Source organism: Methyloversatilis discipulorum (assembly GCF_000385375.1).
Lineage (GTDB): Bacteria > Pseudomonadota > Gammaproteobacteria > Burkholderiales > Rhodocyclaceae > Methyloversatilis > Methyloversatilis discipulorum_A.
Window position 1 is genome coordinate 2,538,086 of sequence record NZ_ARVV01000001.1, and the last position, 15,311, is coordinate 2,553,396.

11 protein-coding genes and 1 tRNA gene are annotated in these 15,311 nt (G+C 66.1%); 6 read left to right on the forward strand and 6 right to left on the reverse strand.

Features of this window, described 5'->3' with window-relative positions:
• The first annotated feature begins 95 nt into the window (after positions 1–95).
• Positions 96–689 carry a lytic transglycosylase domain-containing protein gene (locus tag METRZ18153_RS0111985; protein WP_020164956.1) on the forward strand — a complete coding sequence of 198 codons (594 nt, stop codon included), beginning with the start codon at positions 96–98 and terminating at the stop codon, positions 687–689.
• 67 nt (positions 690–756) lie between these two features.
• Here METRZ18153_RS0111985 and METRZ18153_RS0111990 read toward each other — a convergent pair whose 3' ends face one another.
• Complete coding sequence (locus METRZ18153_RS0111990) at positions 757–1,755, reverse strand: PEP-CTERM sorting domain-containing protein (RefSeq protein WP_232416037.1); 999 nt, start codon at positions 1,753–1,755, stop codon at positions 757–759.
• Between the two features lie 415 nt (positions 1,756–2,170).
• Here METRZ18153_RS0111990 and METRZ18153_RS0111995 point away from each other — a divergent pair, with 415 nt between their 5' ends.
• From METRZ18153_RS0111995 to METRZ18153_RS0112015, 5 genes are all read left to right on the forward strand, one after another.
• Positions 2,171–5,080 (forward strand): TonB-dependent receptor, encoded by a 2,910-nt coding sequence (locus tag METRZ18153_RS0111995; RefSeq protein ID WP_020164958.1) that lies wholly within the window; start codon positions 2,171–2,173, stop codon positions 5,078–5,080.
• Positions 5,081–5,375: 295 nt separating this feature from the next.
• Positions 5,376–6,131: a hypothetical protein gene (locus METRZ18153_RS0112000; RefSeq protein WP_232416038.1), complete on the forward strand. Its 756-nt coding sequence runs from the start codon at positions 5,376–5,378 to the stop codon at positions 6,129–6,131.
• 110 nt (positions 6,132–6,241) lie between these two features.
• Positions 6,242–7,063: an FxDxF family PEP-CTERM protein gene (locus METRZ18153_RS0112005; RefSeq protein WP_020164960.1), complete on the forward strand. Its 822-nt coding sequence runs from the start codon at positions 6,242–6,244 to the stop codon at positions 7,061–7,063.
• 91 nt (positions 7,064–7,154) lie between these two features.
• A complete protein-coding gene (locus METRZ18153_RS0112010; protein WP_020164961.1) occupies positions 7,155–7,946 on the forward strand; it encodes a trypsin-like serine protease in 792 nt (263 codons plus the stop codon).
• A gap of 237 nt (positions 7,947–8,183) precedes the next feature.
• Positions 8,184–9,194: a PEP-CTERM sorting domain-containing protein gene (locus METRZ18153_RS0112015; protein ID WP_020164962.1), complete on the forward strand. Its 1,011-nt coding sequence runs from the start codon at positions 8,184–8,186 to the stop codon at positions 9,192–9,194.
• 72 nt (positions 9,195–9,266) lie between these two features.
• Here the strand turns inward: METRZ18153_RS0112015 and METRZ18153_RS0112020 are convergent, their stop codons facing one another.
• The 5 genes from METRZ18153_RS0112020 to METRZ18153_RS0112040 all read right to left on the reverse strand — a co-directional run bounded on the left by METRZ18153_RS0112020 (position 9,267) and on the right by METRZ18153_RS0112040 (position 15,298).
• On the reverse strand, positions 9,267–10,718 hold the full coding sequence (locus METRZ18153_RS0112020) for a sigma-54-dependent transcriptional regulator (protein WP_020164963.1): 1,452 nt from the start codon (positions 10,716–10,718) through the stop codon (positions 9,267–9,269).
• The gene (locus METRZ18153_RS0112025; RefSeq protein ID WP_232416039.1) at positions 10,693–12,195 is read right to left on the reverse strand and encodes a sensor histidine kinase; all 1,503 of its coding nucleotides are present in this window, start codon (positions 12,193–12,195) and stop codon (positions 10,693–10,695) included. The genes METRZ18153_RS0112020 and METRZ18153_RS0112025 overlap by 26 nt, the downstream gene beginning before the upstream one ends.
• A 509-nt stretch (positions 12,196–12,704) precedes the next feature.
• Positions 12,705–12,794, reverse strand: a tRNA-Ser gene (locus tag METRZ18153_RS0112030).
• A 171-nt stretch (positions 12,795–12,965) separates the two neighbouring features.
• A complete protein-coding gene (locus METRZ18153_RS0112035) occupies positions 12,966–15,035 on the reverse strand; it encodes a VC_2705 family sodium/solute symporter (protein ID WP_020164965.1) in 2,070 nt (689 codons plus the stop codon).
• A 2-nt stretch (positions 15,036–15,037) separates the two neighbouring features.
• Complete coding sequence (locus METRZ18153_RS0112040; RefSeq protein ID WP_019917939.1) at positions 15,038–15,298, reverse strand: DUF4212 domain-containing protein; 261 nt, start codon at positions 15,296–15,298, stop codon at positions 15,038–15,040.
• Positions 15,299–15,311 lie beyond the last annotated feature (13 nt).

The window sequence follows — 15,311 nt, forward strand, 5'->3', positions numbered from 1 at the left end:
AGGCCGATGCTTTCCGCTTTATTTCAATATCGCTGAAAACATTCCGCAGCATGCTTGCAATACCCGCAACTTTATCGCCCGCGTATTTCCTGCAGATGAATTCAACGACCGCCCGCTCCGTTTTCCTGCTGCTCGCGCTGCTGTGGGCCGCCGCCGCGCAGGCCGACGTCTATGTGAAGGAGGAAGCCGACGGCGCGCTGGTGCTGACCGACGCGCCCGGCGGTGAAGGCTTCGAGCTGCTGCTGCACAGCGAGCGCGACGCTGCAGCCGCACCGGTGGCGGCGCGCGCCGAGCACCCGTCGGCCCGGCTGCACGCGCCGCGCATCGAACGCGCCGCACGCGCTGCCGGCGTCGACGCCAGCCTGCTGCACGCGGTCATCCGTGCCGAATCGGCCTACAACCCGAAGGCGGTATCGCCCAAAGGCGCGGCCGGCCTGATGCAGCTGATGCCGGCCACCGCCCGCCGCTATGGCGTGGCCGACCGCTTCGACCCTGACCAGAACGTGCTGGGCGGCGCGCTCTACCTGCGCGACCTGCTGGCCCGTTTCGACGGCCAGCTCGAACTGGCGCTGGCCGCCTACAACGCTGGCGAAGGCGCGGTGCAGAAGTACGGCGGGCGCGTTCCGCCGTATGCCGAAACGCAGCGCTACGTGCCGCAGGTGATGCACAACTACCGCTCGCTGCAGTAGATAGCCGACCGCTTGCGGACAAAAAAATGGCCTGCGCAAGCAGGCCATTTTCATTCCGGCGGGTGTCTCAGGCCCTGCGCCTGCGCGCTACCGCTGCCAGCACGCCCAGCCCGGCGAGGAACATCGCGTACTCAGCCGGTTCCGGAACCGGTGCAGCCTGCCAGCCGATGTCGCGCAGGATGGCGTAATCGAGCGCGGTAAGCGCACGGCGCTCGCCGGTATTCAGCGTTTGCGTCATCAGCGCGGTCTGCGCCACGCCATTGACCGTGCTGACCACGCTGTCGTCGAGGAAACGCTCGTCGACGATTTCCTGATCGTTCTCCGCGTCGTAGTAGTAGTACACCGGCACGCCCTCGCCATACTCGGCCAGTGCGTTGGCGCCGACGAAGGTGAGGTTCTCGCTGTCGACATTGGCGTGGTAGGACGCCACGGGGGTGCCCGCACCGCCGACGCCGTAACCCAGGATGCCCAGCAGGCCGCGCAGCGCGACCGTGTAGAAGTCGTACTGGCCCTCGAAGGACTCCAGCGTCGAGATGTCGTCGTCGACGTAGAAGCTGGCTTCGCTGTCGAAGGCGAGCGAGCCGCCCCAGGGCGAATAGTCGGTCGGCGTCGAGGCGATGGCGCCGGGTTGGCCGCGGCTACGCAGTTCGTCGCGGTAAGCGAGGAAGGCCGGATCGTTCGCCGGCACCGAAGCCGGCCGCGTCGCGTTGCGCACGGCGCCGCTGAGCGCCAGGTGCGGCGCGCCGAGCGCCGCGCGCCCGCCGACATACACATAGATCTGGTTGGCGCCGATGGTATCGACCGCCCGCGACGACGTGCCGGTGTCCGGCGGCGTGAAGAAGATGCTGGGCGCGAAGTCGCCCTGCGGTGAAATCGCGCTCAGCTGGTCGGAAATGCTCGCCTCGATCGTGCCGGCCGCCTGTTCGAGCAGCGCCTTCATTTCGTTCGTCATGACGCCGTTGCCGTCATGGCTGTAGTCGAACACGAATTCGATATTGGCCTGCGCGCCACCAGCCAGCGTCATCGACGCCAGCACACCGGCCAGCGCCTTGAATACGGGTCGCATGTCCATCCTCCTGTCTGTGAATGTTGTGCGGCGATGCAGCCGCCGTGGTCTGCCCTTCTGCAGGAAGCGTGCCGACCACCCGGGCATTGATCCCGCCGCGCGACCTTCCCCAGAAACCGGCGACGCACTCCCGGCCGACCGGTGCGACATGCCCGATGAGTCGCCGGCCATGACGAAGGCAAACAACCACCCTGGTGCATATCAACCACCACGATCAGAGCCGGTACGACGTTCCGCACGCGTGCGGCGGCCGGGCCCGGTCGCCCGCACGTCTGGCCCCGCCCTTGCTTCTGGCCTCCAGCCTCGGCAGTCCCGCCCGCACGCGGACGCTGCCGGGCAGCACACAAGGAAAACGTCCCGCCGGCTGGCGAGGGCGTTCGCAGCAGGTCACCGCGCCTGCCAGGAGGAGGAGCCGTTGCAATTCAATCTGCGTATCGCGGCGTACTGCCTGGCCGCGCTCTGCATCGACGCCGCTCAGGCACAGGCGCCGACCGAGAGCCCCGACGAAGTCGCAGGGCCGCCGGCGCCGGCCACTGAAACCGAACCCGGGGCGGACGCCATCATCCTCGACCCCATCCTGATCCGTGAACGGCGGCCGCAGGACATCGGCCCGATGCCCGGTCTCGGACTGACGCGGGAGGAAATCCCGTCCAATGTCCAGAGCATCACGGCAAAGGACATCCGCGACAGCAACAGTCTGTCGCTGACCGATCTGATGAATTCGCAGATGCAGTCGGTCACCGTCAACGACTACCAAGGCAACCCCTTCCAGGTCGACGTGCAGTTCCGCGGCTTCACCGCCGGCCCGCAGGTCGGTACGCCGCAGGGGCTGTCGGTCTTCCTCGATGGCATACGCATGAACGAGCCCTTCGGCGACGTCGTGAACTGGGACATGATCCCGATGAACGCGCTGTCGCGCTTCGACGTGTTCCCGGGTTCGAATCCGCTGTTCGGTCTCAACACGCTGGGCGGCGCGCTGTCGATGCGTACCAAGAGCGGCTTCACCGATCCCGGCGTCGAGGCGAAGTATCTCGGCGGCTCGTGGGGGCGCAACCAGGTGCAGCTGTCGGCCGGCGGCAGCAAGGGGCCGGTCGCCGGCTTTGTCGCGCTGCACGGCTTCGCCGAGGACGGCTGGCGCGACAACTCGCCGAGCGCGCTGCGCCAGCTCTTCGTCAAGAACGAGATCGCCATCGACCGTCTGCTGCTGGGTTTCTCCATGCTCAAGGTCGACACCGACCTCGTCGGCAACGGCCTCATCCCGCTGGAGGACTACCAGCGCCGGCCGGAATCGGTGTTCAGCTCGCCCGACGAAACGAAGAACGAGCTGAACCAGTACCAGTGGTCGGCCATGTTCGAGGTTTCGGAAAGCTTCAACATCACCGCGATGAGCTACCGGCGCAACAGCGAGCGCTCGGGCTTCAATGGCGACATCGACGAGGAAGGTTTCGAGGAACTGGACGACCGGCGCTCGGTGACCGCGCAGTACAACCGCTACTGCGCCTATGCCGATCTGGACGAGGACTACTTCGCCGACAACAACATTCCGCTGAACGCGCCGTGTGACGCAGCACCCGTCAATTCCAATTTCGGGCAGGTGCGCAACGGCGCCAACGGTGCCGCCAACAATACAACCGGGCCGGGCGTAGTGGACGGCACGCCGATCGCACGCGGTACGCGCACCGCGCTCGACCAGGCCGGCCAGGGCATGTCTCTGCAGCTGAACTGGAACTTCGAGCGCCACAAGTTCATGGTGGGCGCATCGCTCGACCGCAGCGACACCACCTACTACAGCAGCCAGCGCCTCGGCCTGCTCGACGCCGACCGCCACTTCTACTACGGCAGTGTCGGCTACGGGCCGGGTCAGATCGATCCGCGCTTCTACGCCGCGCACAACGAGGTCGAGGTGAACGACTTCGGCGGCAGCTCGAAAACGCGCAGTTTCTACCTGAGCGAGACGTGGACGCCGCGCGACGACCTGCATCTGTCGTTTGCCGCCCGCTACAACGTGACCAAGGTGAACAACTGGCTGCGCGGCCGTTCATCGACCGGAGAACTGACCGAGCTGAACAACGCGCCGCCAGCACAGAGCTCCATCCTGTGCTGGGGCAACTACCCGGACGAGTGCCACTACTTCCCGGAGTGGATTTCCTACGACCCGGCCGACGTCGCCCGCGCGGAAAAGCGGGAGAAGCACATCTATCGCTCGTTCAACCCGTCCGCCGGTGTGAGCTGGCTGCCGAGCGAGAACGTGAACCTGTTCGCCAACTACAGCCGCGGGGCACGCGTGCCGTCGGTGATCGAACTCGGCTGCGCCATCGACCGCTCGACCGTGATCCGCGGTGGCTTCGAAATACCGGCGGCCACCGTGGCGCCGGTCTGCCATCTGCCGAACACGATGTCGGGCGACCCCTTCCTGCCGCAGATCCGTTCGCACTCCTACGAGATCGGCGCCCGCGGCACGCTGGACAATGGCATAGGCTGGAACATCACCGCCTTCCGCACCGATCTGAGCAACGACATCTACATGATCGGCGTGTCGCCCAGCCGCAGCTACTTCGACACGATAGGCAACACGCGCCGACAGGGTCTGGAAATGGGCGTGAATGGCAAGCTCGACAAGTTCGACTTTCGCGTCAATTACGCCTACACCGAAGCGACCTTCGAGTCCGACTTCTACATGAACAGCCCGCACAACAGCAGCGCGGACTTCGACCGGAACTCGCGGCCCAACGCCCCCCTCCCCGGCCCCGGTGCGTCGCTGAACAGCGGATACGGCACCTACCGGATGATCCATGTCGAACCGGGCGACACGCTGCCCGGTGTGTCGAAGCACAACATGAACTTCACGCTGGGCTACCAGGCGACCGAAAAGCTGCATTTCAAGCTGGGCATGGTCGCGCACTCGCCGTCCTTCCTGCGCGGCAACGAGAACAACGACCATGAAACCGGCGGCACCGACAAGGAAATCGGCACCTTCAACTGCGGCAACCCACCTGCTTGCACCGTCCTCACGCAGGGACTTACGCCACCCGGCCGCGCCTTCCGCTACGGCGGCAAGCTGCCGGGCTACGCCATCTTCAACCTGACGACCACCTACAAGATCGATCGTCGATGGACGGCGCTGCTGCAGATCAACAACCTGCTCGACAAGGACTACTTCACCGCCGGCCGCCTCGGCGTCACGCCCTTCGCGCCCAGCGTGAACGGCGCCATCGGTGAAAGCGGCTGGAACTACAACTCGGCCGACTGGCTGAACACCACCATGGTCGCACCGGGCGCACCGCGCGCGGTGTGGCTGGGCATGAGCTATCGACTGGACCTTTAGGGGCACTCCTTTCGCGCGTGACGAAGTCACACGGACAGCATCCCTTCCTACCGGGGAGGATTTTGCACGCCCGTCCAAGACCAGCTCCAAGTCATTGTTTTGCAATATTTTTCAAAGTGAAAACATCCCAAGCACCAGAGGGCACATTTCCCTGAAGGAATCGCATTTCACCTCCTAGGCTGCATAAGTCCATGCCAACGGGAAGGGCGGAGCCGGTCACGGTTCCGGCTGGCGGCGGACACCGATCCGGCGGGCAGACCGCGCGCCGGCCCATGTCTAGTCAGGAGGAATAACGATGCGAAGAACCTTGCTGTCCGGTGCACTGCTGGTCGCCTGCGGTGCGCTGTCCGCACCGGCGATGGCCGATTTCGTCACGCTGAACATGTCCGGCGCACTGGTCATGACCTCGTGCAACCCGACGCCCACCTGCCGCACCAGCGCATGGCCCGGCTCCAATCCCGGCGGCTATCTGCTGCTGAATGCCCGGCGCACCAACATCGTCGTGAACGCGGTGACGGTGGGCAAGGTGCTCGACCGGGTGTGGAAGAAGCCTTTCTCCAACACCTACGTATTCGCCACCCGCGTCATCCTGAACGACAGCGACTGGGGCACCGGCTACCCGTTCGAAGTCGATGACATCTTCCGCTACGGCTTCTCCGGCAGCGCGTCGCTGGCGGCGGGCTGGCGCAACGCCCGGGTCAGCGACCAGGCGATCGACCAGGTCGGCCGCACCAGCGTCGGCCTGAACGAAGGCGAAAAGACCTTCGACCTCGGCGTGGTCGACTTCTTCTCGCCGCTCTTCGTCCAGATACCGGAAGAAGGCGGCGGCGATGACGACGACGACGAGGAAGAGGTCGCCGGCGGCGAGGACGAGGACGAAACCCTCGACACCGGCTCGCCCGGCAAGGTGCGCACCGCCTGGTACTACGTCCGCACCACCGCCAGCGGCTACCAGCTGAGCGCCAACGCGATCCGGCTGTGGAACGCCGGCGAGAGCGAGGGCCAGGAACAGACCTCGCTGTGGTTCAGCGGCTTCGTTCCGACCCACTGAGCGCAGATCGCGGCCGGCGGCATCTCTGTCGGCCTCCGTCACAACAGAAATCAGCGTATCGGGGCCATCCGGTTCCCGTTTCAACAGCCTGTCCACCCAAGGAGAGCATCATGAAACATCGCCTGATCTGCGCCGCCGGCGCACTCGCCCTGGCCGGCGTCGCCGCCCCCTCGCACGCCGCCTTCGTATCGCTGCCATCGACCGGCACCATCATGCAGGTGTGCGGCGACAGCGGCACCGGCAATTCGACCAGCGTCGCCTGCGGCGCCGGCTCGGTGTCCACCGCAACCTCCGGCTTCAGTCTGCTCACCAGCACCACGCGCACGCTGACCGCCGGCACGACAACGGTCGGCAGCCTGTCCGACCGTGTGTACGGCGACGGCGCCGGCACCTACATCTTCGGCATGCGGCTCGACATGAACGCCAATGTGTGGGATTCGACCGGTCTCGCCTTCGAGGTGAACGACGCCTTCCGCAGCGGTTTCGCCGGAGCTGCCAGCGTGCAGGGCGGCTATTCCAAGGTCGACATCACCGGGCCGGTCACCGACGAGTACGCACGCTCGATCGGCCGCTCGGCCGAAGGTATGAACGAGCCCGGCATCGGCACCTATGACGCTGACTGGGTGCGCTTCGAAACCGACGTGAATGTCGATGATCCGGACGGCAGCAGCCCGGGCACCTCGGCCTGGTACTGGGTCAAGATCACCGGCGCCAACGGCTGGACGACCGCTGAAGAGGCCATCCGCCTGTGGGAAGGCGGCGAGGAAGACCAGACTGAGTACTCGATCTACGTGTCGGGCTATGTGCCCACCTATGCCAGCGCCCGCCTCGCGGCATCGACCCTGGCACCGGTGCCCGAGCCGTCGGAGTACGCGATGTTCCTGGCCGGTCTCGGCGTCCTCGGCTTCGCCGCCCGCCGCCGCATGCGCTGAGCGCAACGTCCGGTCGCCGCGCCCGCAGCGGCGGCGGCCGGTTTTTTGCTTTGCAGCCGCACGCCCTTCGCACGCTCACCCCGAGGCCACGATGCACCGATCCCTGCTGCACGCACTCGCTCTCTCCGCCGCCCTGTTGCTGGCGGCGCCTTCGCACGCCCTCAACGGCGGCAGCCCTACGAATGCCTTCGGCCACCTCGGCACGGTCGGCAGCAACGGCCTGGACGGCATCCTGATCGCGCCGAACTGGGTGCTGACCGCGGCCCATGTCGCGCACAGCGGCAGCACCTTCCAGTCAGCCTACGGCAGCGCCGCCATCGACGCCGCCTACGTCGCGCCCGGCGCCGCCTTCCCGAGCCATGACATCGCCCTGCTCCACCTCGCGACACCGCTCGACGCCGCGCTCTTCCCGACACTCAACGCGACCGTGATCGACTTCGCCGCCGCAACGGCCGGTGCCGAGGCGACGGCGGTGGTTGCGGCGCGCAGCGGACAGAACAGCCTTGCCTACACCACGCTGGTCGATGCCTTCGAAACTGCTGTCGACGACGACGGTGCGCGATTGACCGTCTGGTATATCGCAGTCGGCCCCGCCTCCAACGGCAACGCGCTGCTGCAGGGCGGCGACAGCGGCGGTTCGCTGTTCGCCGGCCAAGCCGACGACAGCAGCGGCCTGCTGATCGGCATCGCCTCGGCCAGCGACGGGCAGCATTCCTATTTCGTGCAGCCCGGCGCCTATCGCGCATGGCTGGACAGCACGATGGCGACCTCCGGCCAGAGCGCCGTCTGGAGCGCCAGTCCGGTGCCCGAACCGGCGCCCGCACTGCTCTGGCTGGGCGCCCTGCCGCTGCTGATCGCCCGCGCGCGACGACATCGGCGCTGAGTACGCCACGTCCAGCACAGGTGGTTGTGATCAACCACCCTGCATGACATCAACCACCGCCAACAAGGCTCGATACGAGCGGAGCATTCGGCCACTGCGCGCCGGGCCGCCTCGCACGGCGCAACGGTGATTCGCTCCCGCGGAAGGAACGGAATTTGCGTTGTGCCGCATGAAGTCATGACTGCGCGCAGTCATCCCATGCGCGGCACACGTATCCAACAAACAGGAGGACAGACCTTGAACAACTTCCGCAGACTGGCACTTGCGCTCGCACTCGGATCGACCTTCGGCAGCGCCCACGCCTACGTGAACATCGTGTTCGACTACAGCTACGACAGCAGCGGCTTCTTCACCGCCGAGCGCAGGGCAACGCTGGAGCAGGCCGCACAGGCCTTCGAGACGCGGGTGTTCGACGACCTGACAGCCATCACCTCGACCCCGGGTGGCAATGGCGTCGTTCTGAATCTGGGTCCCCTCGGAAGCTCGAACGTCGGACAGCAGGTCACGAACGCCAACATCGCCGCGAAGGAGCTCCGCATCTATGTCGGCAGCAACAGCAATGGCGGTCTGAACTACGAAGAGAAGATTCCTGTATCGGCCATATCAGGTGGCATGGGCCTCACGCCGACGACCACCGACATGGGCTATGGCAACGCCGCCTTCTCGCGCGGCCAGACGGGCTGGCCGGACAGCGAATCCGGTACCTGGGGCGGCACGCTGAACTTCAGCAGCAATGTGAGCTGGTACGCCGACACAGACGTCAGCACGACCGAATCCTTCGCCGGGCAATGGGATCTCTACACGGTGACGCTGAAAGGGCTGGTCGGCATCCTCGGCGCCGCCGACGACGGCATCGACACCGGCTGGCTTTCGCTGATCAATGGCGTCGGCAACTTCAACGGTGCAAAGGCAAAGGCCGAATACGACGTGCGCAACAGTCGCGGCATTCTGCAAGCCGTCCCGCTGGAGGAGGACTTCTCGGCCAACACCCGCCTCGAGGCCAATATCCAGGGCAAGCTGGAAGACGGCAGCATGCAGCTGGCGCTGCTGGCCTGGGGGCTGTCCATGGGCGAGCGACGCCATATGACGGAACTGGACTACGCCATTCTCGACGACATCGGCTGGGACGTCACCGGCTTCACCGAAATGCCCAACACGCCACCCATCCCGGAACCGCAGACCTGGGCCATGCTGGCCGCCGGTCTCGGCCTGATCGGCCTGCAGGCACGGAAGAAGATGCGCCGCTGATCGCGGTCGCAAGCTGCGAAGGGCTCCGCTGTGCGGCGGGGCCCTTTTCGTTTCCGCCGGTGCGGGCCGCGTTCAGTCCTCGACCGCGCCGCGCAGACCGTGCTTCTCGATGCGGTAGCGCAAGGTCATGCGGCTTACGCCGAGCCGGCGCGCGGCCTCCGACACATTGCCGCGCACGCGGTCCAGCGTGCGTTCGATCAGCCAGCGCTCGGCCTCGTCCAGCGTCATCGACGCGAAGGGCACCGCGGCGGCGTCGGCACCGGCAGTGGCCGCCGACGGCAGGCCTAGGTCGGCCGCGCCGATATCCCGCCCCTGGCACAGCAGCACGGCACGCTCGATCAGGTGCTTCAGTTCGCGCACATTGCCCGGCCAGTGATAGCGCTGCAGCGCCGACAGCGCGACCGGGTCGAAGCCGGGTTCGTCGAGCGCATAGCGGCGCGCCGTCTGCGCCGCGAAGTGGCGGGCCAGCAGGGTCACGTCGTTGCCGCGTTCGCGCAGCGGCGGCATGGTCAGCGTAACCACGTTGAGCCGATAGTAGAGGTCGGCGCGGAACTGCCCGGCGGCGATCATCGCCGGCAGGTCGCGATTGGTGCCGGCGACGAAGCGCGCGGCAATCGGCCGCTCGCGCACCGAACCGACGCGCCGCACGACGCGTCGCTCGATCACGTTGAGCAGCTTGGCCTGCATGTCCAGCGGCAGTTCGCCGATCTCGTCGAGGAAGGCGGTGCCGCCCTCGGCCGCTTCGAGCAGACCCGCGCGCGCGCCCTGGGCACCGGTGTAGGCGCCCTTCTCGTGGCCGAACAATTCGGCTTCGATCAGTTCGCGTGGCAGCGAAGCGCAGTCGATCTGCACGAAAGGACGGTCCTGCAGCGGCCCGGCGCGATGCAGCAGGCGCGCCGCGACGTCCTTGCCGGTACCGGTTTCGCCGACGATGAGCACGGTGGGCGGCGGCGCAAGGCTGCTGCCGGTCAGCCCCGCCAGCGCGACCACCTGTTCGCGCGCCGCCCGCATGGCCGGACTGTCGCCGAGCAGCAGCGCGTTCTCGCTGACCTGGCTGTGATGGCTTTCGCGGCTGCGCGAGTAATCGACCTTCTGCCTGAGGCCGGCGGTGCGCAGCACGCGCTCGACCACCAGTTGCAGCTCTTCCAGATCGACCGGCTTCTTCAGGTAGTCGGCGGCCCCCAGTTTCATCGCCCGCACCGCGTCCTCGACCTCGCCGTAGGCGGTCAGCACGACCACCGGCGCGGCACGATTGTCGCCATTCAGCTCAGCCAGTAGGTCGAGGCCGTGGCCGTCCGGCAGACGCAGATCGAGCAGCACCACGTCGGGCGCAAAACCACCCAGCGCCTCGCGCGCCTGCAGCAGCGTCGTCGCGTGCTGGCAGGCATAGCCGGCGCTGCCCAGCCGGCGCGTCACCGCGCGCGCGAACAGCGCCTCGTCCTCGACCAGCAGCAGGCGCGCCGCGGTGGATGGCGCCGGCGGCAAGGTTTCGTCGACGTCAATCGTTCCAGGGTTCGACAACATGCGCTTCCTTCGATGGCAGCACCATGACTGCTTCGGTGCCAGGGTCGTGGTGGATGAATTCGAGCCGGCCACCGTGCACGTCGCACACCTTTGCGGCGAACGGAATACCCAGGCCGCTGCCCTGCAACTTGGTGGTGGCGACCGGCCGCAACCCACGCAGCGCCGGACTGCCGTTCATGCCGCTGCCGTGGTCGCGTACCGACAGCGACACCTGGCCGCCAACGCTGGCGTGCCGCAGCACGATCTCGCCGCCCGGCGATGACGCCTCGATGGCATTGATCAGCAGGCCGAGCAGCGCCTGCTCCATCAATTGGGCATCCAGCTCGACCATGCCGCCTTCGCCCCAGCCGATGCGCCGCAGCCGGATGTCGCGTGCCTCCATACGGTCGCGCGCCAGCTGGGCGACGGTGTCGAACAGCGCTGTCACCTGCAGCGGCACGCGCTGCGGCTGCAGCGGATGCAGGTAGGACAGCAGTGAATAGGTCCACCCATCCAGGCGGTCGGCGGCGGCGATGATGCCGGCCAGTCCCTCCCGCACGTCGGCCGGCAGCGCGGCGTCATCGATCACCTGCGCGGTGGCCCGTATGCTGGCCAGCGGATTGCGGATGTTGTGCGCCACCACTGGCACCAGCGCGCCCAGCGTGGCCTGTTTCTCGGCACACAGCAGCGCTTCGCGGCTGGCAGCCAGATCGGCCGCCATCGAATTGATCGCGTGCGACAGCCTGACCAGTTCGGCTGCACCGCGCTCCGGCACGCGGTGCTGCAGTTGTCCGCGGCTGATGTTGCGGGTGGCGTCCATGATGGCGGCGAGCGGCTCGGCCACGGCGCTGCGCAGATAGCGCCGGAACACGATGAAGATGACAGTGGCCAGCAGCAGCGGCAAGGCGAGCAGCCAGGGCACCACCGCGTGCAGCACACCGAGCCGGCGATCGACCGCGCGACGCTGTTGCTGCAGCTGGCTTTCGAACTCGCCGAGCCGCAGTTCGAAATCGTGGAATGCACCGCGCTCCAGTTGAAGGTCGAGCCGGCTGCCCTCGGCACGCGCCGCGTCGGGCGATGCGCGCAGCAGCACTTCGCCATAGCCGCGCACGCCTTCGTAGGCCAGACGCAGCGCGTCGACGACTGTCCGCTCCTCGGGCTGTCGCACTTGTTGATAGACGAGGTCGAAGTGGCGATCGATGTCGTCGGCGTAATGCGCGAACTCGAGCGCCGCGCCGACATCGCCGAGAAAGGCGTGGTCGAACACCTCCTTGATCTGACGGTAGAGGCTGCCGCGCATCTCCAGTACCTCCGCGCTCATTCCGGCCAACCGGTCGCGTTCGCCGGCGGCCTCCTGCCACAGCTGCAGCCCGCCCCACCCCATCGCGCCGGAAAACAGCAGCAGACCGAGATAGAACGCTGCGTAACGCAGCTGCAGTCTTTTAAGGGAATGCGCTTCACCGACGAAATGGCTGGCCAAGGCCCGGACACGCCTCATGGTTGATCGGCGAAGACAGTGCAAGAAACACGCCCGGAACAAGGCGGCATGCGGCGACCGACGACGACCGGCGCCGCCGTCACCCGCGGCGGCAGCGCGCGGACACCACATGACGATGGCGAGACCTCGCTGATGCGGTCGCCAGACGCATCGAGGACGACGTCACACGCGGAGAAACCACCCGAGGCGCACCGCCGGGTGGCTGACTGAAACCATGTCGTGTCATATCAACCACCATGAGAAACCGTCTGTCATGGTGGACCGACACCTCCCGACGCGCCCGGGAAACACACCTGCATTACCGGTGAGCTACACCTTGAGCAGGTGACGTCGGCATGTGCGATGGCAAGGGATGTGTCGGCGACGACCGGGCAAACGCACGCGCGAACTCGCGCATGACCGGTCAAGGCGGCGCTGGCGCCCGACGCAGGTCTTCGGAATCGGAGGCCGTGAACGAAAAAAAGCGCCCGGGAGAACAACCAGACGCTTGATTCGAAAGGATTTTTCAGTGGCGGAGAGGGCGGGATTCGAACCCGCGTTAGGTTTTCACCTAAACACGCTTTCCAGGCGTGCGACTTAAACCACTCATCCACCTCTCCGCGAAGACGCGAGACTATATCAGAAACCCTGCCGCTTGTTTGCGCTCGGACGCGCCGCAAATGCGGTGGCCCAGAAAGCAGAAGGCCCGCTTTTGGCGGGCCTCTTGCCTTACAGGTGCCGACTTTCGCGCGGGTTGCGCGGCCGGTCTAGGGATAGGCGGGGTCGTGCCTTCAGTGATCTACGCCTCCGCCGGTCGGCGCGCTGCGCGCCGTGGTGCCGAGATTGGGGTAACGGACATGTTCGACCAGATCTTGTGTTTCGGCGTCGGGTGCCGGCGTCAGCAGGCTGACGACGATGAGCACGACAAAGCCGGTCGGTATGCCGAAGAAGCCGCATGAAATCGATTCGATGCCGAACCAGGCGTTGCTGATGTCGCCGCCGAAGAAGGGATGAGTGATGGCCGCGTAATAGAGGCACATGCCGAGCCCTGCCACCATGCCGGTAACGGCGCCTGCCATGTTCGCCCGCTTCCAGAACACGCCGCACACCAGCGCCGGGAAGAAGGCCGACGCGGCAATCGAGAACGCCAGCCCGACCATGAAGAGAATGTTGTCCGGCTTCAACGATGCGGTGTAAGCGGCGATCAGCGCCACCACCAGCAGCAGCGTCTTCGAAATGACCAGCCGGCGCTGGGTCGAGGCGTTCGGGTCGATCACCTTGTAATAGACGTCGTGCGACATCGCGTTGGCGATGGTCAGCAGCAGACCGTCGGCCGTGGACAGTGCCGCCGCCAGACCGCCGGCGGCGACGAGGCCCGAGATCACGTAGGGCAAGCCGGCGATCTCCGGTGTCGCCAGCACGATCACGTCGGTGTTCAGCGTCAGCTCGGCCAGCTGCAGGATGCCGTCGGCGTTGATGTCGTCTATCTTCACCAGCCCGACCTTGCCCCATGAGGCAACCCAGCCCGGCAAGGTGGAAATGGTCGAGCCGACCAGGTTGTTGTACACCTCCCACTTGGCGAACACCGCGTAGGCGGGTGCCGTGAAGTAGAGCAGGAAGATGAAGAACAGCGACCAGAAAACCGATTCGCGCGCTTCCTTGACGCTGGGCGTCGTGTAGTAACGCATCAGGATGTGCGGCAGCGAGGCGGTGCCTATCATCAGGCAGATCACCAGCGCGATGAAGTTCAGACGCTTGCTGTCCGAGTCCGCCTGGTCCTTGCCGGCATGCGCCTCGGTGTGCGCGAGTGGCGGCTTGGCCTTTGCCTCGGCCAGCTTGCGCGCCTCGCCCCATTTGCGTCGCGCTTCGGCCTCGGTCTTCGGGATGTTGCGCAGCGCCATTTCGGCGGCGGCGATCTGCTTGGCCGGCGCGTTGGCCGACTTCAGCTGGTCGAGCTTTGCGGTCAGTTGCGCGCGCTCGGCGTCGAGCGAGCCCGGCAGGCCCTGGATCTTACGGTCGAAATCGTCGGCCCTGGCCTTGTACAGCGCATTGACCTCGACCTCCTTCGGTGCCGCGAACAGTTCGGTCTCCTTGGCCGTCAATTTCTGCAGCACCTGACCGTACATCGCCTGCGGCACCGGCACGCCGGTCACCTTGGTCGACAAGATGACCACCGGAATCAGGTAGGCGACGATGAGGATGATGTACTGCGCGACCTGGGTCCAGGTCACCGCGCGCATGCCGCCGAGGAAGGAACACACCAGGATGCCGGCCAGGCCGACGAATACGCCGACCTCGAACTCCAGGCCGACGAAGCGGCTGGTGATCAGCCCGACGCCGTAGATCTGCGCCACGACATAGGTGAAGGACGCGAGGATGGCGGCGACGACGCCGATCAGGCGCGCCAGATTGCCGCCGTAGCGGGCGCCGAGGAAATCGGGAATCGTGAATTCGCCGAACTTGCGCAGATACGGGGCGAGAAAGAGCGCGACCAGACAGTAGCCGCCGGTCCAGCCCATCACGAAAGCCAGACCCTGGTAGCCGCTGAAGTACAGCGTGCCCGCCATGCCGATGAAGGACGCGGCGGACATCCAGTCGGCGCCGGTCGCCATGCCGTTGAACAGCGCCGGCACCCGCCGGCCGGCGACGTAGTACTCGGCCACGTCGGCGGTGCGGCTCATGACGCCGATGCCGGCGTACAGCGCGATGGTCGAAAACATGAAGATGTAGCCGATCCACTGCGACGACATGCCCAGCTGCTCGGCGACTGCCAGGAAGGCGACAAAGATGAAGAAGCCGCCGGCGTACCAGCTGTACATCTTCTTCAACTGCTGATTGAAGGTGGCCTGCGTGTGAGGCATGGTCAGCGGTCCTCGCTCACGCCGTACTCACGATCGAGCCGGTTCATCACGCGTGCGTAGTAGCCGATGATGATCACATAGACGATGAGCGCACCCTGCGCCCCCATGTAGAAGGCGAGCGGCCAGCCGAGGAAGGTGATCTCGTTCAGCGAGCGCGCGAAATAGACCGGCACGAAGGTGACCAGGAACCAGATCGCCAGCAGAACCGCGGTGATGCGAAGATTCCGGCGCCAGTATTCGCGGTGCCGTTCTGACAACTGCATACAGGTCTCCTCC

Excerpts from the sequence above, each read along its gene's own strand:
- METRZ18153_RS0111985 (WP_020164956.1), top strand. The coding sequence starts at position 96 with ATGAATTCAACGACCGCCCGCTCCGTTTTCCTGCTGCTCGCGCTGCTG.
- METRZ18153_RS0111990 (WP_232416037.1), bottom strand. The coding sequence starts at position 1,755 with ATGCGACCCGTATTCAAGGCGCTGGCCGGTGTGCTGGCGTCGATGACG.
- METRZ18153_RS0112000 (WP_232416038.1), top strand. The coding sequence starts at position 5,376 with ATGCGAAGAACCTTGCTGTCCGGTGCACTGCTGGTCGCCTGCGGTGCG.
- METRZ18153_RS0112005 (WP_020164960.1), top strand. The coding sequence starts at position 6,242 with ATGAAACATCGCCTGATCTGCGCCGCCGGCGCACTCGCCCTGGCCGGC.
- METRZ18153_RS0112010 (WP_020164961.1), top strand. The coding sequence starts at position 7,155 with ATGCACCGATCCCTGCTGCACGCACTCGCTCTCTCCGCCGCCCTGTTG.
- METRZ18153_RS0112020 (WP_020164963.1), bottom strand. The coding sequence starts at position 10,718 with ATGTTGTCGAACCCTGGAACGATTGACGTCGACGAAACCTTGCCGCCG.
- METRZ18153_RS0112025 (WP_232416039.1), bottom strand. The coding sequence starts at position 12,195 with ATGAGGCGTGTCCGGGCCTTGGCCAGCCATTTCGTCGGTGAAGCGCAT.
- METRZ18153_RS0112035 (WP_020164965.1), bottom strand. The coding sequence starts at position 15,035 with ATGCCTCACACGCAGGCCACCTTCAATCAGCAGTTGAAGAAGATGTAC.
- METRZ18153_RS0112040 (WP_019917939.1), bottom strand. The coding sequence starts at position 15,298 with ATGCAGTTGTCAGAACGGCACCGCGAATACTGGCGCCGGAATCTTCGC.